We start from the raw sequence: 22,093 nt of genomic DNA, 5'->3' as shown, positions 1-22,093 counted from the left end.
TTAGCAGCAGGCCGAAGCCGGCTTTGTTGAGGTCTGCGGCGCACAGCACGCGCTCGCCTTCTCTCGGGCGATGCGAGCCGTGTTCTCGCCGGAACCGTCACCATAGACGGTGCTCTCTCCCGTGGTGTGGAAGGTCTCCCAGGCGATGCCTGCGGGATCATCAATCCAGGATTTTTCCGACTTGGCATAGCAGCATGTCGTTTCGCCCTGCTCGATAACGTCGCCGCCGGCCTGGCGTAGGCGTGCATAGACCTCGTGCAGCTCGTCAGTGTTCTCGACCTGGATACCGAGGTGATCGAGGCCGGGCTCACGTCCGCGGGTCGAAATCGCGAAATTGAGCCGCGGATCCTCGAGCATCCACTTGGCATAGTTGGATTTGATCACCGTCGGCTGTGCGGCAAACAGCGCGGAGTAAAAGCCGACGGAGCGGGAGATATCCGAGACTGAGACGTGAACATGGAGGCGCTTCATGCCGTATCCTTTCAGGCCAACAGTTTGGTACGTTTGCGGGTGGGTTTGCAGGTGGCAGCAGGCGTGCAAGGAGCGCCGCCGCAGCAGTTCTCCGTGAGAAAGCCGAGCAATGCGTTCATGGTCTCGAACCGCGCCGCATAGATCATCGAGCGGCCTTCGCGACGAACGCTTACGAGGCCAGCCATGCGCAACCGGTCGAAATGAAAGGTCAGGGTATTGGGCGCCAGATCGAGCGCCTCTGCAACCGCACCGGCCGGCATGCCCTCCGGACCTGCCTGAACCAGCAGGCGAAACACATCGAGCCGATTGTCCTGGGCGAGTGCGGCAAGGGCCGCGACCGCGTTTGTCGTTTCCATAATTCAACGAATATCGAAATGACGCTCTCTCGTCAACTGTTTCAATGATCATTTTGGGCGCGTCCGGCTTGAATTTGGCGACTCCCTCCCTCCGGGTCGGGCCACGCTTAAGTCGCCGCCCAAAAGTCGGCAACCGGGAAACGCCACGGCGTCTCACCCATTCGGGTAGCGATCGTTGTCGCGGAAAAGAGTCACCGCAACTCGCCTGCGTCTGCCTGGCCCGCGCTTCTGTCCGGAGCAGGCTCGATGGGACGCTCCATGATGGGGGCCGGCGAGGTTGGGCCGTCCAAGCTGACAGCGCGTGCTTCACGCGAGCGTTGCATAAGGAGAAACGGACTCGCCTTCCCCCACGTCCTTAGCCGAGCAGATCGCTACCCACGCCTTCTTTGCGCCGGCGCGTTTGGAAAGACTGACGCCCTGCCCTCGAAGCACCGATCATTTCTTTTTAATTCGCAGAAGACAGTACGCGGTCTCGTAAATGCCCTTATCAGCATCGTTGGCTCACTTTGTATTCCCTTCCCATACCGGCCAGCCATTTGCTTCAACAACGCAAATGGAGGTGGTTTTCAAGGACACATCTAGTCCAACGAATAGAGCCATCACGCGTCTCCTTCTGAGCTCCGAATCAGCCCCGGTTCAGGATAGCGAGGGGAACGAGACGGATTACCCATCTGACGGAAGCTACGGTCCCAGCGGAATTTCATAGGCTTCGGCGATTGACGCAGCAGGAGAGGAAGAGTGGAGCGGCTTTGGCCGTGACGGGTTGAGGGCCGGAGGAGAGACTTCCGGCGCCCGTCATGGAGATTGCCCCCATGAATACGCAGGTTCTTGATGCCCACCGCGATACAAGCGGTGGCTACAGAGTGGATGTGAGTCGCGGCGAGCGCGTCGGTCGGGTATCCTCGGAGTGGTTTTCCCGCCCCGCGGATGAGCGTTATCTCTCGCTCAACGAATTGGCCCGCACGGTGCGTGAGCGTACGGACCGCAGCAGGACGCGCGTGGTCGAAAGCGCGCTCATCCATGTGGAAGCAAGCCGTACCGACCCCGAGCGCTTGGCACTGATGCTACCCGGCTCGGACAAGCCAGTCGCGCCGACCCACTGGAGCTTCGGCCAGCTTGCAAGCCAAGTTGGCGCTCCAGCCGCTTACCTACGACAACTCCCCGCGGCACTCGCAGGCGTCAACTTGCAATATGGTCTGACTTCCAATCGCGTCGAACAGATCAAGACGCTCGAGACCGAGGATAGTCGCGTTGAGCTGCGCGCCGTCACCGGCCCCGACTACGGGCGGATTTATGACCACGAGTTGGTCGAGGCCGTGCAGCGCATCGCCGGCAATGGCACGGGCGATACGCGGTGGAAGGTGCCAGGTGTGCTCGACTGGTCAACCGGAATCTACAATCCCCGCGTCGACATTTCCGAGGACACGACCACCCTCTATGCATCGGACAGGGACGTCTTCCTTTTCCTCGTCGATGATCTGAACCCGATCGAAGCTGGTCGTCTCCAGGACGGCTCGCCTGATCTGTATTTCCGCGGCTTCTATTGCTGGAACTCGGAAGTCGGCGCGAAGACGCTCGGCATGGCGAGCTTCTATCTCCGTGCAGTTTGCCAAAATCGTAATTTGTGGGGCGTGGAGGATTTCGAGGAGATCACGATCCGCCATTCTAAGTACGCAGCCTCCCGCTTTGCTCACGAGGCTGCTCCGGCGCTGCTGAACTTCGCCAACTCCTCACCAATGCCATTCGTCAATGGTATCAAGACCGCCCGCGAGCGGATCGTGGCACGCAGCGACGAGGATCGCACTGAGTTTCTGCGTCGACGCGGCTTCTCCAAAACCGAGACAGGCAAGGTGATCGACGCGGTGCTGGCGGAGGAAGGCCGCCCGCCTGAAAGCATCTTTGATTTTGTGCAGGGCATCACCGCCGTCGCGCGCGACAAGCCACATCAGGATGCCCGCCTGGACATGGAGGCCAAGGCCAAGAAGTTGCTCGACCGGGCGGCGTGACTCCCGCGATGCCGCAGATTTTCGGGTCTTAAAGATCGGTGCATCTGCGCTTTCCGATGCGCGAATTCGGTTGTGCTGCCCTGGAATGCGATGCCGTCGCGGGCCGACAATCCCGCGACGGCTCTTTGGGCGGTGGCCCGTCGACAAACTCGCGGTTGCGTGCAGCGCGATCCGTTGTTGCAGTTTGCGAACGCGAAGCGGGAGGCGCGTATCGCCTCCTTGCGCGGCGTGAGGACGGCCGCGTGATAAGGGCGAGAGGGCGGCCTGAACGGATTTGAGCCGGCCTGGTCCAGAGAGAGCGCCAGCCGGCTCGACCCGCTCCTGCTCTCCGAAAGAAATCCTGCCATGACCGAATCTCTCGCCGGCGGCGCTCTCGCCGCGCCGCTATCGATGCGTGCCGCCGCAAATATCACCTCCGCTGTCGTCAGGGCTGCGCGGCAGCTCTTGACGGACCTGGAACGCGACCGTCGCATCGATGCCGGTATCCTGCGCAGCGCCGTGGAGGCTGGCTTTGGCGCTTCGGACGCAGACGGTGCCTGGACCTGGAAGACCGCCTATGACGCTTGCGAGGCGGCGATTGTCCTGTTTCTTCGCAAGTTTGATCCGGCCAGGCGCACCAAGGCTGGTTCGAGAGAGAACACCTCGATCCGCCTTTTGGAAGGCGTCCTATTTACCACCTACGCTACGCTGCGCACCGACGAACGCGGCGAAAAGCTTTCGCGTGTAAAGCAGATCATTGAATGGTTGAGCTCCGACTTCGACCGAATGATCGTCAAGGAGAGCCACGCGGGGAAGACCATTTTCGAGCTCGCCGAAGGCCTTCAGCTCCGCGGCGTAGTGATGAGTGCCAACCGCATTGAACTCTCCGGGTTCAAGAACACGATGCTGGGTCCTCTCAAGGCTTACGGCCTTTTCCACGAAATCACCTCCTGGAAGCTGTGCATGTTCATGCCAGCAAATGCGACCGGCCCTGGGATCCTTGCTCCGATGCTGGAGCGCTATCGACTCACGCGGGTCAGCGAACGAGAGGCCGCGTGATGGGACGCCAGCTTTCCGAATTGGCACATCGTCTCGCGCGGGAGGCCGAGGCTGTGTGCCGCTACTATCTCTCCAACGGCCGGCGTCAAGGTCGCTACTGGATGGTCGGTGATGCCCGCAACACGCCCGGGCGCTCGATGTTCGTGCGACTGATAGCCTCTCACAAGGGGCCAGCCGGCAAATGGACCGACGCGGCAACGGGTGAGCATGGCGACCTGCTCGATATCATCCGCGAAAGCTGCGGGCTGGTTGACTTCCGTGACGTTGCGGGGGAGGCACGGCGTTTTCTCAACTTGCCTCGCGCGAACCCCGCGCCATCTTCTCAGCTTGCGCACAATAAAGTGCTGGCCGGTTCGCCCGAGGCGGCCGTGCGCCTATTCGCCGTGTCGCAGCCGCTCGCCGGAACTCTCGCCGAGGCCTATTTGCAGGGTCGAGGCATTGCACCTTTGTGCATCGATGGTGAGCTGCGCTTCCACCCGCACTGCTACTACCGAACCGATGAGGACACCGAAACAGAGATCTGGCCGGCATTGATCGCTCGCGTTACGGATCTAAATGGTCGCACTACTGGCGTGCATCGCACCTGGCTTGATCCTGACGGCTTCGATCGCGTGCGCCTCGGAAAAGCGCCGATCGCAACGCCGCGACGTGCCATGGGCGATCTTCTCGGTAACGCGGTCCGCTTTGGTGCCTCCGATGAGGTGCTTACGGCGGGAGAGGGGATCGAGACGATGCTCTCGCTCCGCTGCGCGGCTCCGACGATGCCAGTGGCTGCTGCGCTTTCCGCAAACCACCTTGCCGAACTGCTGCTTCCGCTGGCGCTACGCCGACTCTACATTGCACGCGATGCCGATGCGGCCGGCGATTTCGCGGTAGCGGCCCTGACCGAGCGCGCCATGGAGGCCGGTATCGAGGCGATTGCCTTATCGCCGCGGCTTTCAGACTTCAACGAAGACCTGCAAACATTCGGCCTCGGTGAACTGCGCTCGGCCTTGCGGCTCCAGTTTACGCAGCAGGACGTCGCGCGCTTCCTTCGCCCCGGTTACGATCAAGGCACTTGAACGCATCTCGAGTAAGTGATGGCGTTGACGCCATCATATTATCAACGCTCGGCCGGTCGATGTTCGTCCGGCTCAGCGGACCGGAGCCCGCTCCAGGGCGCTGCTCTTCGAATGTCGCAGCCGATCCGCTGGGCGCTCGTCGAGACCTGTGCAATCGCGGCATCAGGACTGTCCCCAATGCGGGCGCGCTGGGGTTTCGTCCGTGCTGCTACTATCGTGAAGTCGCCTTGCCTCAGGCGCCGCAAACTCTCTCGGACTTGGTGAGGCAGAGAACGGAGCGAGGGGAGAAACGTGACATCCGCGTGGTAGTTCCGGATTTCGGGTCGCGAATGGGAAACTTTATTCTCGTCAGGCCGCAAATTCGGACGGGGCTCAGCTAATTGTCGGAATTCACTTGAACCGTACCTTACGTCAGGTTGTAGGCAATCTGAGAGACTTAGCTCATGACCAACGACGCGTAGAGTTGAAATGCTTGATTTGTGCGCAGGAAGAGCCGCGTTCCGCCAATCCTTGACGGACCCGGAGGAATATTCGAGCATCGTCAGCGTGCTCGACGTCATCAACTGTCCGGCCATTTGGATGGATCGAGATAACTCTGTGGTTGCTGTGAGCGCCAAGGCTTCAAAGCTCTTCGACGACGAACTCTTCGTGCGGGCTCGGCGTCTTTATGTCACCGATCACCAATCGCGCATCAAATTGGAGGAGTTGCTCAATCGGGTCCGGTTGGCGTCCGACTCGCAAGAGATTTTCGCCTCGCAAGTCGTAGTCCATCGCTCGGAACGTCGGCCGATCGTTATCGAAGCCATCTGGCAAGATTGGACCTGCAAAAGCTCGTCCTGTGACACTGGCGCTCTTCTTCTCTTGACCGACCTGAATGAGATGCCTGTCATTTCTCAAATCTCTCTTAAGGAGATCTTCGGCTTGACTCGCGCTCAAGCAAATCTTGCACGGCTCCTGGTCATGGGAAAATCGCTAAAGGAAATCGCCCGCGAAATGAACATTTCTGCGGGAACAGCTCGCAATCATCTCAAGGCCGTTTTTGTGCGGACCGCGACCAAGCGACAGGGCGAATTGATCTCGCTGTTGTCCCGCCTTCGATAATGCTGCGAACGATGGGCGGGAGATTGCACCTTGCGGGTCCGCATGTGTATCGGCGATCTCATGGACAGAGAATAAGCTGCGTTCGGGGAGGTTTATGCCCCGCTTTAATGGCAGTTCCGTTGAGAGATCAATTCCGGCGTCGGATGATCGCAGGTGGGGCGCCTTTATGAGAGACGGTCGACCGGCTCTCGCTGTTGCAAGCGACCGAAACACGTACAGCCCGCACGTCGCTATCCTGCTTGCTGTCAGGAACGGCGCACGTTTCCTGTCCGAACAACTCCAATCATATGCCGAGCAGACACACCCCAACTGGTCCGTCCATGTCTCGGATGACGGATCCAGCGATAGAACCCGCGAGATCATTCAAGAGTTCGCGGGCGGCGTGCCGCAGGAAGTGACCATGCGCTGTGGTCCTCGCACGGGAGCTGCGGCCAACTTCTTAAGTTTGTTGTGCGGTGGCAAAATTGAAGCGGATTATTTCGCATTCAGCGACCAGGATGACATTTGGTATGCCGAAAAGCTCGGCCGCGCGATCAATATGCTGCGCACTGTGCCGCGCCACCAGCCCGCTCTATACTGTTCGCGGACTGAACTGATTGATGAAGCAGGGCGCCATCTTGGATATTCGACCGCATTCAAACGTCCTCCGAGCTTTCGAAATGCGCTTGTCCAAAATGTCGGCGGGGGAAACACTATGGTATTCAATCGGCTCGCCGGCGATCTGCTCCGGCATGTGCCGGATGAGGTCGTCGTCGCTCATGACTGGATGACTTATCTTACGGTCTCTGCAGCAGGCGGGATCGTCTTCTATGATCAGACTCCTTCGCTAAAGTATCGTCAGCATCGGGACAACTTGGTTGGGTCAAATCTGGGTTTTCAAGCCGCCGTTCATCGCGCGAAGAAGATCCTCGCGGGTCAGTGGCGAGGCTGGAATTCCCTCAATGTCAGGGTGCTGAAGCACCACCTGTCACACCGCATGACAGAGGAGAACATGGGTGTTCTCGAGAAATTCGTTGAGATGCGCCTGGCGGACAACCTTCCGCGACGCTTATGGAACTTCTGGCGGACCGGAGTTTACCGGCAGACGCCGCTCGCAAATCTCGCGATGCTGTTGGCTGTGATTGCAAACAAGATTTGATGATCTGCTTCCGACGTGGGCCCAGACGCTTGCAGCCCAATCTTGTTCGGCCATCACCTCGAAGCCGTTTCGCTCGTATCTGATCGGTGTGCCCACTCGCGATCAGTTGCTCTTCGCAGCGCTCACACGCTCGATGGTGAAGACCGCGGTCGTATCCAACACCATTGAAAGGGAATCACATGACAGTCGAAATCCAGTCTCTTGCCATCGCGGAGGTAAAACTCATCCGGTCACCGAAATTCGGCGATCATCGCGGTTTCTTTTCTGAGACCTGGAATAAGCGCGCCTTCCGGGAAGCTGGTCTTGATCTTGACTTCGTGCAGGACAACCACTCGTTCTCGGCTGCGACAGGTACCGTGCGCGGGCTACATTTTCAGATCCCGCCGCGCGCGCAAGCAAAGCTTGTGCGCGTAGTACGCGGCGTCATCTTTGATGTTGCCGTCGATATACGTGACAACTCACCGACCTACGGCCAGCATGTGAGTGCTGTGATTTCGGCGGAGACATGGAGCCAGCTTCTGGTGCCTGCAGGCTTCGCGCACGGCTTCATGACTCTCGAAGAGAATACGGAGGTCCTTTACAAGGTCACCGATTATTACGCACCAGACTGCGATAAGGGCATTCTCTGGAGCGATCCCGACCTCGGTATCGATTGGCCGCTACCTCTTGCGAGTGCGGTTCTTTCGGACAAGGACAGCCGGTATCCGCGCCTTAGAGACTTGACAAATCTATGCTCGGAAACGAGATGACCTTGTGTTTGACATGGGCTCCAGCCTTTGCCTTTGAGCCGGCAACCAGGCATTTTCCAGCGATAGCTGCCGAGAGATAATTGCCGCCCCCTGGGATGACAAATACTTCTGGTGCGATAGGAGAATTATGCTCCTCTTCTTCGCCCTTTGCGCACCCGCCGAATCCGCAGGTCCTTGGCTACTTGTTTAGAAGCCCGGCCGGGTTCGGCTGGGACGAGAATTCGGAGGGGGACGTGACTACGGCCGCTTGTCCAACGTCCTGGAAGTTGGCATAGTGATCACGTTGCTTCTGGCCGATTGATCAACTTCAAGGCGAGCCATATCCAGGATCATGACGACGAAGCTCAGGCCGGCCTCCTCTGCACAAATGATAGCCTCGTCAAGTCTTCTGCAAAGCTGCTCAATGTTCGTTTGCTGTCTCATCGTAGTTTCCATTTTGAAGGAACCAGAATGACCGATTCCCGCCTTGCCGAATTTCTTCGGTCCCAGGAGGGACGATCTGTGTCGCGCGAGACCATCGAGAGTCTGCGACTGCTGAGGATGTTCATCAAACTTTCTCCCGCGCAGCGCCGCGAAATAATCGAGTTGGTCGAGCAATATCCACAACGCTGATCGCAGCGGCCGGATGAATTTAACAAGCTGATTTTCGCCTGCCTATGCCACATGCTGTCTTTTCCTTGCCTGGGCACGAGGCCGCAATTGCAGCTCGATACGCGGCGGCAACAAGGTAATCTGAGGCATAGGCTTTCCCGCCGGAACATCGGACAAGATCTCCAGGCTGCTCGAGGCCGATAATTCGAGCGCCAACAATTGGAGTTCGAGTAACCCCAGACCGATGCCAACACAGGCGCGCGGCCCCAATCCGAACGGCATGAAAGCTGGCGTGTTATAGGCACGGTTAAGCCGGAACCTGGCTGGATCGGCCCAATAACGCTCGTCGCGTTGCAGTTGCCACGGGCTAATGATGAGAGACGTCCCGCGCCTCAAATGCAATCCGCCCAGGTTCTGCGGTATCCGTACTTCCCGCGAAAACCAATAGAATGGTGGATAGAGACGGAGCACCTCGCGTGCGACGTGAAGGCTGATCTCGGCTTTCGGCAATCTCAGCGGATCGATCTCTCCGAAGTCGTCCATCATCGGTTGCGCTTCATTGGCAAGGCGCTCTGCGAGACCCGGCTCCGTTGCGAGATAGTAGAGCAACCAGGCAGCCGCATTCCCGGTGGTGTGATGGCCGGCAAGCAACAGCAACAGGATTTCATCACGCATATCGTCAGGAGATAGATTGAGCCCATGCAAGGCCTGAACCAAGGTGCCATCCCCAGCTCTATTGCGCACGCGGTCCACGACCTCAGCCATGATGGCCCGGCTTCTTCGTAATTGTCGACGCTTCGAGAAGCTACGCCAGGGCGTTCGCGGTAAGACGCGAAAAAGGCTATCGGCCATTTCCTCTTCCGCCACATGCACCGCTTCCATCAAGGCGGATTCATCCGCTGATGTCAGAGCGCCGTGACCGAACAGCAGGGCGACGATCATTCGAAGGGCAAGCGGCGCGGTGACTTCGTGGGCATCGAAACAGGGCTCACGAACTAGAAGCGATGCCTGTCGTCGGATCAAGCTCGTGATCTGCGGTACGAAATCGTTCATGATGCCGCGTGCCAGGTGCTGATGAATGATCGCCCGACGTCGTTGATGCTCAGCACCGCTCAACGTAATCGAGCTGGTGCCAATGACGGTCCGGAGCTTGTGGACCAGCCGTCCCTTGTCGATCACTGTTTCGTCCGCTCGCAGTACGGCCTTGGCCACCGCCGCGTCGGTGACAAGGTAAACCGGCGAGGGACCAAGATTGAGCCGAACAAGAGGTGCGGCTCCAGTGGCGCTGCGCTCCTTGAATAAGGCCAAAGGATCACGCCGAAAGGCGTTCACATCCGAAAATAGATGCTTCATCGCTAATCTCCAGAAATTGCGTGAGTGCAAGAAGCGCACGGAAAGCAGGCGAAAGCTCTTGAGGAATGGGGATTTCTCCGGCGACGGCGAGAATCCATGTACCATCGTCGCGAAAACCGACAATTTGCGCACGACCGTAGCGCGACGTGGAAAGGCCGATCCGATTGAGCAGCCTTTCGTGAGCCAGCTCTGCCAACGCAACCAGGGCGAGCGCGTTACGGGCCAACGCAAATCGTATCAGGAGGCTGTAGAGCACAGTGCTGGCCTGCCGGTGGCCGGCCCGAACACCGAACCGGCTGATCTCGACGTAGCCTGCGCCCGCCGGGAAAGGCCTGTGTGTGGCCATATGCGAAAATATGGTTTGTGCTAGATATGGCCGATCGCAACTGATGGCGCGAAAGCAACCGATCATTTCCCCTTCCAAGGACAAGCCGCAGTAGACGGCGTCGTCTGTGTCAAACTGATCCCGTTCACGTCCCCCATCCGCCGGTAACGACCAGCCCAACTCGCGCACAAAGAGTCGGTAGCGCAGTCGAAACAAAATCTCGGCGAGGTCTGGACGTGTCGCAGTGGAGAAGAACGTCGCCGTGTATCGCGGTTGCTGCACTTCCCGGCTCCCCATGGCCTTGCATCAGCTTCGGGAAAATGATGGGATCGCCGTTGATTTTGAAATTAGGAATTTTCCTAGGGTTTGGGGATGGGCGCTCTGGAGCAGGATTTGGACGCGTTGGAGAATTGCGCCTCGATCGTGGAGATTCGCGCAGTTTTTCAGCGCATCATTGAAGATTACGGCTTTAGTACCTTCGGATTCATGGACGCATCGCATCCCTGGGAGGACCAACCGCTCCTCGTCTCCACTCACACGCCCGCCTGGATCAATACCTATCGGTCAGAAAACTTCATCAATACCGATCCTTGCCTGGCCATGGCCCGCCGGACAAATCTACCCTTTCATTGGGGAAGCGTGCGGCTTCCGCCCGTGACGGGCAAGCGCAAGCCAGGCGCGGTCAAGACCATGCAGGCCGCGCGCGATTTCGGTATCAAGGAGGGGCTGACCATACCGGTTCACTACAATGATCCGCTTGGCCGTCGTTATTCCAGTGTTTGTGCGTTGTTCTGGAAGAATCCCCTAGAAGGGTTCTTCGCGAACCTGAGGCACAACGGACTCCAGCTGCACGTGATTCTGCTCTATCTCGCCCAGAAAATCGTGGATCTGCACGCGATCGAAATCAAGACCTCGACAAGGACGGATCAATTTGCAGTAGTCCAGGTCTGCGCTTTGACCGACCGGGAGAAGGAAGTGCTCAAGTGGGCTGGAATGGGAAAAACTTCGGACGAGACAGCTGTCATATTGAGCGTGAGCCGCAAAACTGTGGAAGCTCACGTTAAGAGCGCGATGATCAAGCTCGGAGCCACCAACAAGACGCAGGCCACGGTGCAGGCGGTCTACCGAGGTTTGATTGACATTTGAACGGCCAAGGCTGTTACGGCCATTTGGCTACTCGGTGGCAGACGCGCGGAAAAGACGAACGGCGCTGGAAGCAGCGAGTTTTCAGTTAGATTGCTTGCACGGCGCCTCTCAAGGCGTTGTTTTCTTAGCAAGGTGACAGATCAAAAAGCCGCCGAGACAGGCGACAACCTGCACCCTAGTTCGCGGTGGAATGCGTTTCATCCGGGCAGCATCCGGCATGAATTTCTTCATGGCATAATGTTGTCGCGCGCTATTTCGCCGATTCTTCAGCGAATCGCGCCGTCTTTCTGCATCGATTTTGCGGAAAGATGAAGCTTACTAGCGGCGCGGCTCATGAAGATGGAAGCGTCGCAAAGCGACGCTTTTCTTTAAAACCTTGCCAAGGACCGTTTGGCTTCGCGGCATTGGCAGATTTTCAGACACCATTTCAGTACGCGATTGAGTCGCTTTAAGCTCATGAATTGGGATCAGCAAAAAGGAAAACGCGTCCGGCTCGATCATCGATATCGAGCAACTCTCGTATTCGCATTGCGCTTACTGTCTCGACTGAGCTCGACTTTGGCCTGCAGACGAACGGATTGTCGCTCAATGGTTCGACCTTGATCTCCCCGGATAGGACGATCATCGCGTCTCACCTCACGAAAGGCGAGCCCGGATTAGTCCTGTAAGGCAATGCCTGATGCCGACACCCACGTAGCCGATCGTTGGATCGCGGAGCAAAGTGCCCATCGAACGAAACATCAAGGCATGTCGCTTTCTCAAGTGCGGCAGGATAGCTCCGATGTCGGTAAGGACGCGGTCAATTGCCTCGCGGTCACCGCGGCGAACAGCCGTTACGTATTCGCCGTGCAGGTTTGCGTAGAACCGCGGCGCGATCAGGTCACGTACGAAATATCGATTCTGACGAGGATTGTCGGGAAAGGTCCTTGCAAGCTTGTATGCGTAGATCATACGCGACCTCGCCATTCGCGGACTATACGATGTCGAGCCTGGATAAATGCGCCATTTCGAAAGAGGTTCGTCAAGATAGACGTGATCGTATCCAGCCCGAAACAGCCGCAGAAATAGATCATCGTCCTCATAGCCGGAGAGCCTTTCATCAAATCCACCGACGGCCTCGAATGCTCGGCGCGAGATGAGTGAGGCTGATGGCAGGATGAACATGTCCCTGGCCAGACACTCGATTAGGCTTTGTTTCGGGTGTTGAGCGGGCACCCGATCCAAATAGCGCTTTGTGACCATTCCGCCGCTTTCATCGATTTCATCAAGATTGCTGTAGACCCAGCCAAGCGGAATTCCGCGCTTCTTTTGGAATGGCTTGGACAGCCTCTCGAGGTGATGAGGATGCCAGACATCATCCTGATCAAGCAGGGCAATCAGACGGCTTTTAGAGTGCAAAACGCCAAAATTTCGAGCAGACGATTGGCCGCCGTTCAGCTTGCGAAGCAGCCTGATCTTCGGATGTATCATCGCCATGCTCGCGACGATGGCCGCTCCATCATCGGTTGAGCCGTCGTCCACAACCAGAACCTCGCTCGCGGGAAGGGTCTGAGCTAGAACGCTCGCGACAGATTCTTTAATGAACGTGGCGCCATTGTACATCGGAATAATAGCCACGATCGAGAGATCATCGGACGTGCCCATGGGAGCTCCTAGTTGTCAATCTGCAGTGAAGGGGGTCTAATCTAAAGGTGTTGAATATGTGCAATCCGAGTGCCGAAGAAGTTGGCGACAAGTCTTGGTGCCGGCATAGTTTTCAATCAGAGACCATCCCGGCGCGAAGCGTTTGTGGGCATTGTGCCATCTCGAGACTCGTCGCCTTGCAAATGGCAAGCGATCAAGGACCGCCGGCACAGATCTCAGAGTATGCTTGTAGGACAGTCTCAATTTCGCCAGACATCCGGATCTGACCGCGCTCCATCCAGATGGCTTTCGTGCACCACTGCCGACAAATTTCGAAACTATGAGATGCAAGCACCAGGATGCTGGCTCGTTCAACGAAGGAAGCGACACGGCGCTGCGCTTTGGCGAGAAACGCTGCATCACCCGCCATGATCCACTCATCCATCAATAGGATTTCCGGCGAGAAACAGGTTGCCACGGCGAACGTCAATCGCGTCATCATACCGGATGAATAGGTGCGTACCGGGATGCTCAGATAGTCACCGAGCCCGGTAAAATCGCCGATGTCTGCCATGTACGATTCGATCTGGCTCGAGCTTAGCCCAAGCAGCATGCCGCGCAGCCGGATGTTGTCATATCCGCTCAAGTCAGCATCGATTCCCAAGGCGATATCAAACAGAGGTGAAATTCGGCCACAGGACGTTACGTTCCCGCTTGTCGGTTGGTAGACTCCGGCCATGACGCGAAGCAATGTTGTCTTGCCGGCGCCATTACTCCCGATCAGAGCGATGCGATCACCGGCGGTCAATTGGAAAGAGACGTTTCTGAGTGCCTCGACGACGATCCGATGACTGGCATCTGTCGCAAGCTGGCCACCGGTGCCACGAAACAACAGATGCTTTTTGAGGGAGCGGGAACCTGTTTGGTAGATAGGAAAGGAAACGCTCACATCCTCGAACGCAAGCAGAGGCGTCTTGTCAAAGGCTGATGCAACCATCCTTAAATCCAATACGCGATTCGGCCACGGAATCGCGAAAGCAGGTAGACTGAGACGCCGATGTTGAGGGCCGTGATCAATCCGACTGCGCAGTAGTTCTCTGCTGATGGCATCTCTCCCAGGAGCGGCGCGCGCGCCACCTGCAGAAGATGAAAGAACGGATTGTATCGGGTGATAAAAGCGTGCCCCCTCAACGAGTCCGGCCGCCAAAAGATCGGTGTAAGAAAGAACAGAATTTGGACGACCGAATTGATGACTTGCGGAATGTCGCGAAATCTCGCGGAGATCATTCCAATTGTCAGGCTCGCAAAGATCCCATTCACGACAATGGCCAAGAGGCCAACGATCGCTAAGAGGGCAACTGATCCGGGCCAAGTTCTGAAATAAATAACGACGCCGAAATACACGACGAAATTGTGCGCGAAAATGATCAACTTCGTCCAGTTGAAACGAAAAACATAGACCGAGAAAGGCAGGCTAATTTGCTTGATGTAGGATTCAGAGCCGGTGAACAGCGTCCCGCTCTCTGTCAAATAGCTCGCCATCAAGGTCCAGACCAACATGCCGGAGCAGAAGAACGGAATAAATCGGTCGACTTCCTGTTGAAAGAGCTCCGCATAGACCACGCCCATAGCGATGACCATGACGCCCATGCTGGCGGTCAACCAAAATGGGCCCAGAACGGAGCGCCGATACCGCTGGACGATCTCGTTCCAGCCCAAAGACCCCCAAAGCCTCCAGTGAGTTAGGCCATCCAGGAGGTCCAAGCGGGCACTCTTAAAGCCTCGAGCGGTCGTCGTTGCCGGGAGGCGGACGTCGAACTGACTTCGATCAGCGGACAATGGATGCATTGGCTTGCTCGGTTACTTCGCGGCGTACTGAGGTCGTCTCAAAATTGCAAAGACTTTAGGTCTGAAGTCGGTTGCATCAATCATGCAGTCGGTTCGCGGCCGTGGATCTGGATGCTAGGCGCGCTTGAACTGGAGTTTCTTTGCTGAGCGAGTCCACTCACCGAATGATCACCTCGGGCCGCTAGGTGTTCTTGCCAAGGTTTTCGGCGTCGCGGAGGAAACGCCAGTTCAAAGGAGGCTGTCGCGTCGTTCGCAAGATTGTCGTTGTGAAAGGGATCACGCGACAGCTCCAACCTCCATGTTTTGAGCATGTAGGCGGCCTCGCTTCCCAATTCCTTCGAATTGTCCTCATGCGCGTCGGAGTTATCGCGCCTAGATTGATGATGATAGAGCTCCGCATGCGGGGTCCAGATGTTCCGGTACCCGCAGCGTCTAATTTTCAGGCAAAGGTCAACGTCGTTGAAGGTCTCGGGCAGGTTGATTTCATCTAGTCCGCCAACCTGTTCGTACACCGATCTTCGTACAAGAAGACAGGCTCCAGTGACGGCTGAGACTTCGGAAACGAGTGCGTTCCGACCGAAATACCCGGTCGCGTCTCGCCGCAGCCGATAATTGAAGGTATTAACAATACCAGGCAACCCGAACGCCAATCCCCCATGTCGAACTCGACCATCCGAATAGACCAGCTTCGCCCCAACTGCCCCGACGTCGTCTCGAACGGCCCATGAGACCATTTCGGAAAGCCAAGCCGGATCGATGACCTCAATATCCTCACTCAGCAAACCGAGTATTGCTCCGTTTGCCTGGCGAGCCGCCATATTGATCATTGCGGAATAATTGAACGGCCCGGTGTGCGTGAGGGTTCGAACGCGGGGGTCATCCTTGAGACTTTGAAGCAGCGATTGGCGTTGCGTTGGCCGGCTTTCGCAGTCGACCACAAGAAGCTCGATATCGGGATAGTCGGTCTGCTCAAGGACGTCTCTTGCGCGGCCGTCAAGCAAGTCCGTTTCGGCGAGCGTTGGGACGATGAGTGTGACGCTCGGCGTCTTTCTTGGAGGCGTTCGGCGCACACGCACCCAAAGCGGAAAAACGGGATGGGATTCCGCGACGGCGCTCTCGTGACCTCTCTGCAGGTGCTCGTCGATGGCCCGTCGAGCCGCTTGAGCACACCGCGCAGGTGTTGCCTCGGAGAACGAGCTCGCTCCAAAATCACGACGCCAGTGATAGAGCACAGTTGGAATGTGGTGAATTCGATCGGGTGAGCTGGATTCAACACATCGCAACGCGAGATCGTAGTCCTGACTACCCTCAAAGCCCAATCGAAATCCGCCAACGCTCCCCAGGAGAGAGCGCCGATAGACTCCCAAATGACTAATGAGGTTATGGCCCAAGAACAGTTCTTTGTTCCAGTCCGTCTTAAAATAGGGAGTCTGACGCCGACCTCGCCGATCGATCTGATCTTCATCGCTGTAGATGATGTCGAGATCGGAGCGGTCATTGAGCGCCACGGCAACTTCATAAAGCGCGTGGGAAGCCAGTACGTCGTCGTGATCCATCAAGGCGACGAACTCGCCTTGAACGAGCGACAATGCAGAATTGGAGGCGGCCGAAATGTTGCCGTTAACGGCTCGCCTCACCAGTTTGATGCGAGGATCTCTCGTCGACTCTTCCAGCAAGGCTTGTACATGCTGGTCAGGCGATGCATCGTCTGCGATGCACAGCTCCCAGTTAGGGTACAATTGCTCGCGAACGCTTTCAATTGCGGCACGGAGAGCCCAGGTCGGCGGGTTATAGACCGGCATAACGACGGACAAGAGGGGCTTGTGTCGTAAGAGGTCGACATGCCGACGGATTGCGTCGACATCTGACGGACTGAGGGTGTCATATTGTTGCACCCAGTTCTGGTATCGCCGATTTTGCAGTTGATTCGTAGCCCTGAAGAGCCGCTTGAGCGGCGTGCGTATCCAATTCGGCAAGCGACGCGCGCGCGACTTTAAATAGTCGAGGTGTTCATCTGAAGCGAGTTTGTGGAACACTGTTTGTGCTCTGTGCTGACCCAATGTTCCAATGTCAGCTGTGGCCGTCGGCAACGCCAACGATGTATCGCGCGTAGTCACCTTTGCCCAATGTTCCGGCAAGCCGCATCAACTGCTCGCGATCAATGAACCCCTGTCCGAAGGCAATCTCCTCCGGGCACGCAATTCTGAATCCCTGACGTCGCTCGAGCACGGAAACAAACTCTGCGGCCGTGAGCAGGCTGTCGGGCGTTCCGGCGTCAAGCCACGTGAAGCCGCGGCTCATGCGCTCGACGGCAAGCTGCTCCCGATCGAGGTAAGCCCTGTTCAGATCGGTGATCTCCAGTTCGCCTCTCGCTGACGGGCGTACACCGGCTGCCAGATGGACAACCTGCGGGTCGTAAAAATAAAGTCCCGTTACGGCAAAGTTGGATTTTGGCTGTCTTGGCTTTTCCTCAAGAGAATCAGCCTTTCCGCTCTCATTAAAGGTGATGACGCCGTAACGCTCAGGATCTGAAACCTGATAAGCGAACACCGTAGCGCCGTTTGTGCGAGCACGTGCGTTCGCAAGCAGCGCAGGAAGGCCATGTCCAAAGAAAATGTTATCGCCCAGGATAAGCGCTGAATTGTGCCCTTCCACGAACGTTGCACCAATAATAAAGGCTTGCGCCAGCCCCTCAGGCTTTGGCTGTGGCATGTACGACAGTGACATCCCCCATTGAGCGCCATCTCCAAGAAGGGACTGGAACAACGGTAGATCGTGGGGCGTCGCAATGATCAAAATGTCTCGAATACCTGCGAGCATCAGGGTTGTGAGGGGGTAGTAGATCATGGGCTTGTCGTAGACCGGCAGAAGCTGCTTGGATGTCACTGCCGTCATTGGATAAAGGCGTGTACCGTTGCCACCGGCAAGAATGATCCCCTTCATAGTCCTTTCTCCTCATGCGAAATGCGATCCAAGCAGGCCGAGATGGATGATGGTGTCGGTGGCAAGCTGATCTCGAAGAGTGAGCGCAACCTTTCGGTCGACAGCTGTGAATTGGCCGGCCGTACAGCCGCGGTCGGATATTCGGCCGACGAAATGGTTTCGACCGCGGCGGAGGGGCCCGCTCGTTTCACGCTTTCGCTGAAAGTCAGACGGGCAAATTCATGCCACGTCATAGCTTCCAACCCGGCGAGGTGGGTAATCCCGCTATATTGCTGCTGCCAAGGTCTCAACCGTCTGGCCATCGAGACGATCGAAGCGGCGATGTCGGGGGCATAGGTCGGACAGCCCCGTTGATCGTCCACCACGCGAACGCAGTCTCGTTCCGCGCCGACCTTCAGCATGGTGCGAACGAAATTGTGCCCGAACGGCGCATAAACCCAAGACGTCCTCAAGATCACGTGGCGGGGGTTGGCGGCGGCGACAGCAAGTTCGCCCTCCAATTTGGAGCGTCCATAAACGCCTTGCGGATTAGGTTGGTCCGTCTCTACGTAAGGATCCGGCTTTTTTCCGTCGAAAACGTAATCGGTGGAGAGATGAATGATAAGCGAACCAATCGCGTTTGCCGCTTTCGCGACCTCGCCGGCCGCGTCGCGATTTATGGCATAGGCTAGATCGGATTCCGTCTCCGCCTGATCGACAGCGGTGTAGGCAGCTGGATTGATCACGATATCCGGCTTGAACGACATAATTGCATTGGCCACGGATTGCGGCCGCGTGAGATCGAGCTCGGGCCGGGCCGCAAAGCCGATATCCAAGTCACTCACGAACGGAGCCAACTCTCTGAGGGACCTTGATACTTGTCCCTGCGTCCCGATCACGTAGAGGCGCACGCTGCACTCATTCCCTTACAAGACCGAGGCGCTCGCCGGCATATATCTTCTCTCTGAGAGGCTGCCACCAATCCTGGTTTGACAGGTACCAACGGACGGTCTTGGCGAGTCCGGATTCAAACGTTTCTTGGGCCCGCCAACCCAGCTCGTTTTCGAGTTTTGAGGCGTCGATAGCGTAGCGGCGGTCGTGACCCGGCCGGTCCGGCACGAATTGGATGAGATCGTGATGTGACCAATCAGATGGCCGCAACAGGTCCATCCACGAGCAAACCTGGCGCACCACATCGATGTTCCGGCGTTCATTTCTCCCGCCAATGTTGTACGTCTCGCCTTCGCGTCCGCCCTTCAAGATGAGGCCCAGCGCGCGCGCATGGTCTTCAACATGGAGCCAATCGCGAACATTCGAGCCAGTCCCGTATACGGGAAGCGGCTGGCGATTCAGGGCATTGAGGATCATCAACGGGATGAGCTTTTCCGGGAAGTGATAAGGGCCGTAATTGTTCGAGCAATTGGAAACAATCACCGGCAAGCCATACGTGCGATGCCAGGCCTTCGCGAGATGATCCGATGCGGCCTTGGTTGCAGAGTACGGAGAGCTTGGATCGTACGGCGTAGCTTCAGTGGATAGTCCGCGCTCTCCGAGCGAACCATAGACCTCGTCAGTCGATACGTGGACAAAACGAAAGTCCGGCAGGTTTTGGGATAAGAAGTACCGCCGGGCAGCTTCCAGCAAGGCGAAGGTTCCGACCACATTGGTCTGCACGAAGACGTCAGATCCGGAAATCGACCGATCAACGTGGCTCTCAGCGGCCAAGTGAACCACGCCATCGGGGCGATATTTCGCGAACAGGGCGTCGACGGCCTCTACGTCGCAGATGTCCTGCTGCTCAAAATGATAGCGCGGATCGTTGGCAATGGGTGCCAACGACGCCAAATTCCCCGCATAGGTCAGCTTGTCCACCACGACCACTTCGTGGCCGAGCTCTAAAACGAAATGACGGCTAACCGCCGACCCGATAAAGCCGGCGCCGCCCGATACGAGAATGCGCATTCAATTGCTCAAGCTTTGGTAGCTGAAAGGCGGCGTTACGGCAGCTCGTCTTGGCTGCCCTTGTCTTTTGACAACGGGAATCGCTCCACGGCATCCTGCAATCAACCTCGAATGCGGGATCATCTCGAGCGATGGCACGAGCGCAACTAAGTGGATAGTTCGTCGATTAGCTTGCATATCCAGGCCGCCAGTCTCGATTTCTGTACCCATGCGGGAAGCTTCAAGGGAGCGCCAGTCCCATTTGGGATAGGCGAGTTCGGCATGATCGCGCCCAGCGTTCACCGAAGGCCGGCTGTTCGGCCTATCGGAAGAAGGTCTCCAGCCGCGGTGAAGTGTGCAAGTTTGCGTGGCCCAAGCTCTACGCTATGTAAGTGCAGCCCAAACGCGCCACGATCTTGAACGGCGTCAAGTTTGCCGAGCGGGGCGCCTGCCCATGGAAGGCCCGATTGTTGCCCGAGGGGTGCCGAGGTTCGGCGTTGTGGCAGCCCATTCAAAATCGGCGAGTTCATAGCGGACGATTCGAGCCCCAGTTGGGAGTTTGAATCACCAGCGCGCGATCATAGGCAACACTCTGGCTCGGCCCGGTGCCCTGCGGGCGCGTGCAGCGACGTGATCCCGTTGGGCCATCGATTAGATTAAACTGCGGCCTAGAGCTTGATCCGGAAAAGTGTGAAGTGGCTTTCCAGATCAGGCTCAAACAACAACCTAAAGCGCGATGACGATTCTTCCTAATCTCATCGCGCTTTAAGGACGCCGAAGGCCCCGTTGCGATTCGCTAATCCAAGTGGTGTTTTCGAGTGTGTTTTTTTGGCGCTCATCACCCTCGGGCCTGAACGACCAGAAAGCGATTGCCGTCCGGATCTTGCAAATAGAATTGCGGAGGCATGGGATTTCTGACGATCACGTTGTCCCCAAACAGTCCCGTGCGCTCGGAGCCCTCACGGGCTATTTCAGAGACCGTCACGCCCCGTGACTTGAGTGCCTGGTGAATGTCTTCAGCGTTGTCCGCCTCAAGGGCGCAATAGGTATGGGGTCCAGCACGCGCCGAGCCTTCGGTTCTTGGAACCAAAGCGATCCTGTGTGCGCTGCCCGGAGGAGCTATCTCAATCCAACGCAGCCCATTGTCATACTCGAAGTCTAATCGCGTCTCGAAGCCCAATGCATCATTATAGAAGGATAGTGCGCGGTCCTGGTCCGCAACTGGCACAAACACGGTTCCGACGTTGCGGAGGAGAGGGGATGGGCGATGTTCGGCCATGTTGCAGCTCCCTATGATGTTATATAACGATCATTATATATATCGATGGTTGCGTGAGAGAGTCAAGAGGACTAATATTATGATCGTTCTAGAAATCAGGATTTGAGTTGTGCGGTTAGGTAGACCCCGAACGTTCGATGTAAAAGCAGCTCTGGACGCAGCAGTCGAGGTCTTTTGGCGACACGGATACGAAGGCTCATCCATCGGCATGCTGATCGAAGCGATGGGAATCGGCGTTCCGAGTCTGTATGCGGCGTTCGGTAACAAGGACGAGCTCTTTCGCAAGGCCGTCGAGCGCTACGATGAGAAGTATGGCGAGCTGTTCCGGGCGGCTCTGGAAGAACCGACGGCGCGGCGCGTTTTTGCATCCCTCATCCGAGCCGCGATCATCCAAGCCACGCGCCCAAGGCGGCCCGACGGCTGCCTGCTCGTCCAGGGAGCGCTCGCGTCTGGGCCGGACGCGGATTCGGCGCGAACAGTTCTGATGCAGTACCGGCACGGCGCGGAAACCGCAATTCGCGAGCGTTTTGAACGCGCCGCGCGTGAAGGTGATCTGCCGCCGGCCTTTGATCCGACGCAACTCGCCCGCTTTGTCTGGACCGTCAATCAGGGAGTGGCGGTGCAAGCCGCCGGGGGAGCCACACGCCCCGAGCTAGAAAGCGTGTGGGAAATGGCAACGCGCTGCTGGCCTAGCGAAGGATCTCCTGACGATGTATTGGTCGAAGAGGGCGATTGACTCAAATCGGGAGAGCGGGCCGCCGTCGCATAGATCACGTACGGCAGCACATCGTTAAAAACGAACTGAACCTGTTTCGAAAATGATGGGTGGCGGCAAAAGCCCCTGGCTTACCTCCGGTTCTGGCCCTTCGAAACGTATTGCATCGCTGACGTGAAGTCGCCCGCTAACGGACTGGCGCAGACATTGCAGTGTCACGCCATTGTAGGTACACGGCCTAACTGGAGCTTAGTACTCCGCGAGAAGATAGATGCCATCCCAAATGGGACGCGCGGTGAGTTTATTCCACTGCTATGTGCCTCGCCGGGATTCCTAATCTAGCGTGTGGCCTCGCTGCGCCGATCGAGAACAATCCCGTTGAGCGATTGGCGGGAGCTGGCAGCTGGAGGCGTCGACGTTCATGACCCAA

General features: G+C 57.3%; 21 protein-coding genes and 2 pseudogenes. 9 read left to right on the top strand and 14 right to left on the bottom strand.

The window, feature by feature from the left end:
* Both Q3C01_RS08440 and Q3C01_RS08435 read right to left on the bottom strand, forming a co-directional pair.
* Entirely contained in the window at nucleotides 1-471 is a 471-nt protein-coding gene (locus Q3C01_RS08440; protein ID WP_458144862.1) for an ArsI/CadI family heavy metal resistance metalloenzyme, read from the bottom strand.
* Nucleotides 472-482: 11 nt separating this feature from the next.
* The gene (locus Q3C01_RS08435) at nucleotides 483-827 is read right to left on the bottom strand and encodes an ArsR/SmtB family transcription factor (protein WP_458144861.1); all 345 of its coding nucleotides are present in this window, start codon (nucleotides 825-827) and stop codon (nucleotides 483-485) included.
* Between the two features lie 812 nt (nucleotides 828-1,639).
* Here Q3C01_RS08435 and Q3C01_RS08430 point away from each other — a divergent pair.
* The 7 genes and pseudogenes from Q3C01_RS08430 (at nucleotide 1,640) to rfbC (ending at nucleotide 7,920) form a co-directional block, all read left to right on the top strand.
* Nucleotides 1,640-2,833, top strand: coding sequence for a DUF932 domain-containing protein (locus Q3C01_RS08430; RefSeq protein ID WP_458144860.1), 1,194 nt, complete (start codon nucleotides 1,640-1,642; stop codon nucleotides 2,831-2,833).
* A gap of 345 nt (nucleotides 2,834-3,178) precedes the next feature.
* A pseudogene (locus Q3C01_RS08425) lies at nucleotides 3,179-3,463 on the top strand (SAM-dependent methyltransferase); the annotation flags it as partial.
* Nucleotides 3,464-3,871 (top strand): annotated as a pseudogene (locus Q3C01_RS08420) (strawberry notch-like NTP hydrolase domain-containing protein); the annotation flags it as partial.
* Complete coding sequence (locus Q3C01_RS08415; RefSeq protein ID WP_458144859.1) at nucleotides 3,871-4,932, top strand: DUF7146 domain-containing protein; 1,062 nt, start codon at nucleotides 3,871-3,873, stop codon at nucleotides 4,930-4,932. The pseudogene Q3C01_RS08420 and the gene Q3C01_RS08415, both read left to right, overlap by 1 nt.
* Nucleotides 4,933-5,400: 468 nt before the next feature.
* The gene (locus Q3C01_RS08410) at nucleotides 5,401-6,033 is read left to right on the top strand and encodes a helix-turn-helix transcriptional regulator (RefSeq protein ID WP_458144858.1); all 633 of its coding nucleotides are present in this window, start codon (nucleotides 5,401-5,403) and stop codon (nucleotides 6,031-6,033) included.
* 166 nt (nucleotides 6,034-6,199) lie between these two features.
* Nucleotides 6,200-7,171, top strand: a complete 972-nt coding sequence (locus Q3C01_RS08405; RefSeq protein WP_458144857.1) for a glycosyltransferase family 2 protein — start codon at nucleotides 6,200-6,202, stop codon at nucleotides 7,169-7,171.
* Between the two features lie 179 nt (nucleotides 7,172-7,350).
* On the top strand, nucleotides 7,351-7,920 hold the full coding sequence (gene rfbC, locus Q3C01_RS08400) for a dTDP-4-dehydrorhamnose 3,5-epimerase (RefSeq protein WP_458144856.1): 570 nt from the start codon (nucleotides 7,351-7,353) through the stop codon (nucleotides 7,918-7,920).
* A gap of 237 nt (nucleotides 7,921-8,157) precedes the next feature.
* On the opposite strand, the gene Q3C01_RS08395 is transcribed toward rfbC, so the two are convergent.
* Genes Q3C01_RS08395 through Q3C01_RS08385 form a run of 3 tightly spaced genes read right to left on the bottom strand, consistent with a single transcriptional unit; the run spans nucleotide 8,158 to nucleotide 10,471 of the window.
* A complete protein-coding gene (locus Q3C01_RS08395) occupies nucleotides 8,158-8,526 on the bottom strand; it encodes a hypothetical protein (protein WP_458144855.1) in 369 nt (122 codons plus the stop codon).
* Between the two features lie 48 nt (nucleotides 8,527-8,574).
* On the bottom strand, nucleotides 8,575-9,864 hold the full coding sequence (locus Q3C01_RS08390; RefSeq protein WP_458144854.1) for a cytochrome P450: 1,290 nt from the start codon (nucleotides 9,862-9,864) through the stop codon (nucleotides 8,575-8,577).
* Nucleotides 9,824-10,471 carry an acyl-homoserine-lactone synthase gene (locus tag Q3C01_RS08385; protein WP_458144853.1) on the bottom strand — a complete coding sequence of 216 codons (648 nt, stop codon included), beginning with the start codon at nucleotides 10,469-10,471 and terminating at the stop codon, nucleotides 9,824-9,826. Before Q3C01_RS08385 ends, Q3C01_RS08390 begins: the two co-directional genes overlap by 41 nt.
* Before the next feature lie 90 nt (nucleotides 10,472-10,561).
* Between Q3C01_RS08385 and Q3C01_RS08380 the strand changes: the two genes are divergently transcribed.
* Nucleotides 10,562-11,335, top strand: a complete 774-nt coding sequence (locus Q3C01_RS08380) for an autoinducer binding domain-containing protein (RefSeq protein WP_458144852.1) — start codon at nucleotides 10,562-10,564, stop codon at nucleotides 11,333-11,335.
* Nucleotides 11,336-11,653: 318 nt separating this feature from the next.
* Here the strand turns inward: Q3C01_RS08380 and Q3C01_RS08375 are convergent, their stop codons facing one another.
* From Q3C01_RS08375 to Q3C01_RS08335, 9 genes are all read right to left on the bottom strand, one after another.
* Complete coding sequence (locus Q3C01_RS08375; RefSeq protein WP_458144851.1) at nucleotides 11,654-11,836, bottom strand: hypothetical protein; 183 nt, start codon at nucleotides 11,834-11,836, stop codon at nucleotides 11,654-11,656.
* Nucleotides 11,837-11,971: 135 nt separating this feature from the next.
* Entirely contained in the window at nucleotides 11,972-12,979 is a 1,008-nt protein-coding gene (locus Q3C01_RS08370; RefSeq protein ID WP_458144850.1) for a glycosyltransferase family 2 protein, read from the bottom strand.
* Between the two features lie 193 nt (nucleotides 12,980-13,172).
* Nucleotides 13,173-13,955: an ABC transporter ATP-binding protein gene (locus tag Q3C01_RS08365; RefSeq protein ID WP_458144849.1), complete on the bottom strand. Its 783-nt coding sequence runs from the start codon at nucleotides 13,953-13,955 to the stop codon at nucleotides 13,173-13,175.
* A gap of 2 nt (nucleotides 13,956-13,957) precedes the next feature.
* Nucleotides 13,958-14,722, bottom strand: a complete 765-nt coding sequence (locus Q3C01_RS08360; protein WP_458144848.1) for an ABC transporter permease — start codon at nucleotides 14,720-14,722, stop codon at nucleotides 13,958-13,960.
* A gap of 164 nt (nucleotides 14,723-14,886) precedes the next feature.
* A complete protein-coding gene (locus tag Q3C01_RS08355; RefSeq protein ID WP_458144847.1) occupies nucleotides 14,887-16,842 on the bottom strand; it encodes a glycosyltransferase family 2 protein in 1,956 nt (651 codons plus the stop codon).
* 34 nt (nucleotides 16,843-16,876) lie between these two features.
* Nucleotides 16,877-17,749 carry a glucose-1-phosphate thymidylyltransferase RfbA gene (rfbA, locus tag Q3C01_RS08350; RefSeq protein ID WP_458144846.1) on the bottom strand — a complete coding sequence of 291 codons (873 nt, stop codon included), beginning with the start codon at nucleotides 17,747-17,749 and terminating at the stop codon, nucleotides 16,877-16,879.
* A complete protein-coding gene (rfbD, locus tag Q3C01_RS08345; protein WP_458144845.1) occupies nucleotides 17,746-18,639 on the bottom strand; it encodes a dTDP-4-dehydrorhamnose reductase in 894 nt (297 codons plus the stop codon). Before rfbD ends, rfbA begins: the two co-directional genes overlap by 4 nt.
* Before the next feature lie 7 nt (nucleotides 18,640-18,646).
* The gene (gene rfbB / locus Q3C01_RS08340; RefSeq protein WP_458144844.1) at nucleotides 18,647-19,690 is read right to left on the bottom strand and encodes a dTDP-glucose 4,6-dehydratase; all 1,044 of its coding nucleotides are present in this window, start codon (nucleotides 19,688-19,690) and stop codon (nucleotides 18,647-18,649) included.
* A gap of 817 nt (nucleotides 19,691-20,507) precedes the next feature.
* A complete protein-coding gene (locus Q3C01_RS08335) occupies nucleotides 20,508-20,948 on the bottom strand; it encodes a VOC family protein (RefSeq protein WP_458144843.1) in 441 nt (146 codons plus the stop codon).
* A gap of 109 nt (nucleotides 20,949-21,057) precedes the next feature.
* Here Q3C01_RS08335 and Q3C01_RS08330 point away from each other — a divergent pair, with 109 nt between their 5' ends.
* Nucleotides 21,058-21,684 (top strand): TetR/AcrR family transcriptional regulator, encoded by a 627-nt coding sequence (locus tag Q3C01_RS08330; RefSeq protein ID WP_458144842.1) that lies wholly within the window; start codon nucleotides 21,058-21,060, stop codon nucleotides 21,682-21,684.
* Nucleotides 21,685-22,093 lie beyond the last annotated feature (409 nt).

The organism is Bradyrhizobium sp. UFLA05-109 (assembly GCF_054185165.1).
Note: the sequence above shows the minus strand (reverse complement) of the source record. Positions and strands in the feature narration are given on the sequence as shown.

Bases quoted from the DNA above. Each gene is read 5' to 3' on its own strand.
- rfbB (WP_458144844.1), bottom strand. From the start codon at position 19,690: ATGCGCATTCTCGTATCGGGCGGCGCCGGCTTTATCGGGTCGGCGGTT.
- Q3C01_RS08335 (WP_458144843.1), bottom strand. From the start codon at position 20,948: ATGGCCGAACATCGCCCATCCCCTCTCCTCCGCAACGTCGGAACCGTG.
- rfbA (WP_458144846.1), bottom strand. From the start codon at position 17,749: ATGAAGGGGATCATTCTTGCCGGTGGCAACGGTACACGCCTTTATCCA.
- Q3C01_RS08435 (WP_458144861.1), bottom strand. From the start codon at position 827: ATGGAAACGACAAACGCGGTCGCGGCCCTTGCCGCACTCGCCCAGGAC.
- Q3C01_RS08410 (WP_458144858.1), top strand. From the start codon at position 5,401: ATGCTTGATTTGTGCGCAGGAAGAGCCGCGTTCCGCCAATCCTTGACG.
- rfbC (WP_458144856.1), top strand. From the start codon at position 7,351: ATGACAGTCGAAATCCAGTCTCTTGCCATCGCGGAGGTAAAACTCATC.
- Q3C01_RS08380 (WP_458144852.1), top strand. From the start codon at position 10,562: ATGGGCGCTCTGGAGCAGGATTTGGACGCGTTGGAGAATTGCGCCTCG.
- Q3C01_RS08405 (WP_458144857.1), top strand. From the start codon at position 6,200: ATGAGAGACGGTCGACCGGCTCTCGCTGTTGCAAGCGACCGAAACACG.
- Q3C01_RS08415 (WP_458144859.1), top strand. From the start codon at position 3,871: ATGGGACGCCAGCTTTCCGAATTGGCACATCGTCTCGCGCGGGAGGCC.
- Q3C01_RS08375 (WP_458144851.1), bottom strand. From the start codon at position 11,836: ATGATCGAGCCGGACGCGTTTTCCTTTTTGCTGATCCCAATTCATGAG.
- Q3C01_RS08430 (WP_458144860.1), top strand. From the start codon at position 1,640: ATGAATACGCAGGTTCTTGATGCCCACCGCGATACAAGCGGTGGCTAC.
- Q3C01_RS08365 (WP_458144849.1), bottom strand. From the start codon at position 13,955: ATGGTTGCATCAGCCTTTGACAAGACGCCTCTGCTTGCGTTCGAGGAT.
- Q3C01_RS08390 (WP_458144854.1), bottom strand. From the start codon at position 9,864: ATGAAGCATCTATTTTCGGATGTGAACGCCTTTCGGCGTGATCCTTTG.
- Q3C01_RS08440 (WP_458144862.1), bottom strand. From the start codon at position 471: ATGAAGCGCCTCCATGTTCACGTCTCAGTCTCGGATATCTCCCGCTCC.
- Q3C01_RS08370 (WP_458144850.1), bottom strand. From the start codon at position 12,979: ATGGGCACGTCCGATGATCTCTCGATCGTGGCTATTATTCCGATGTAC.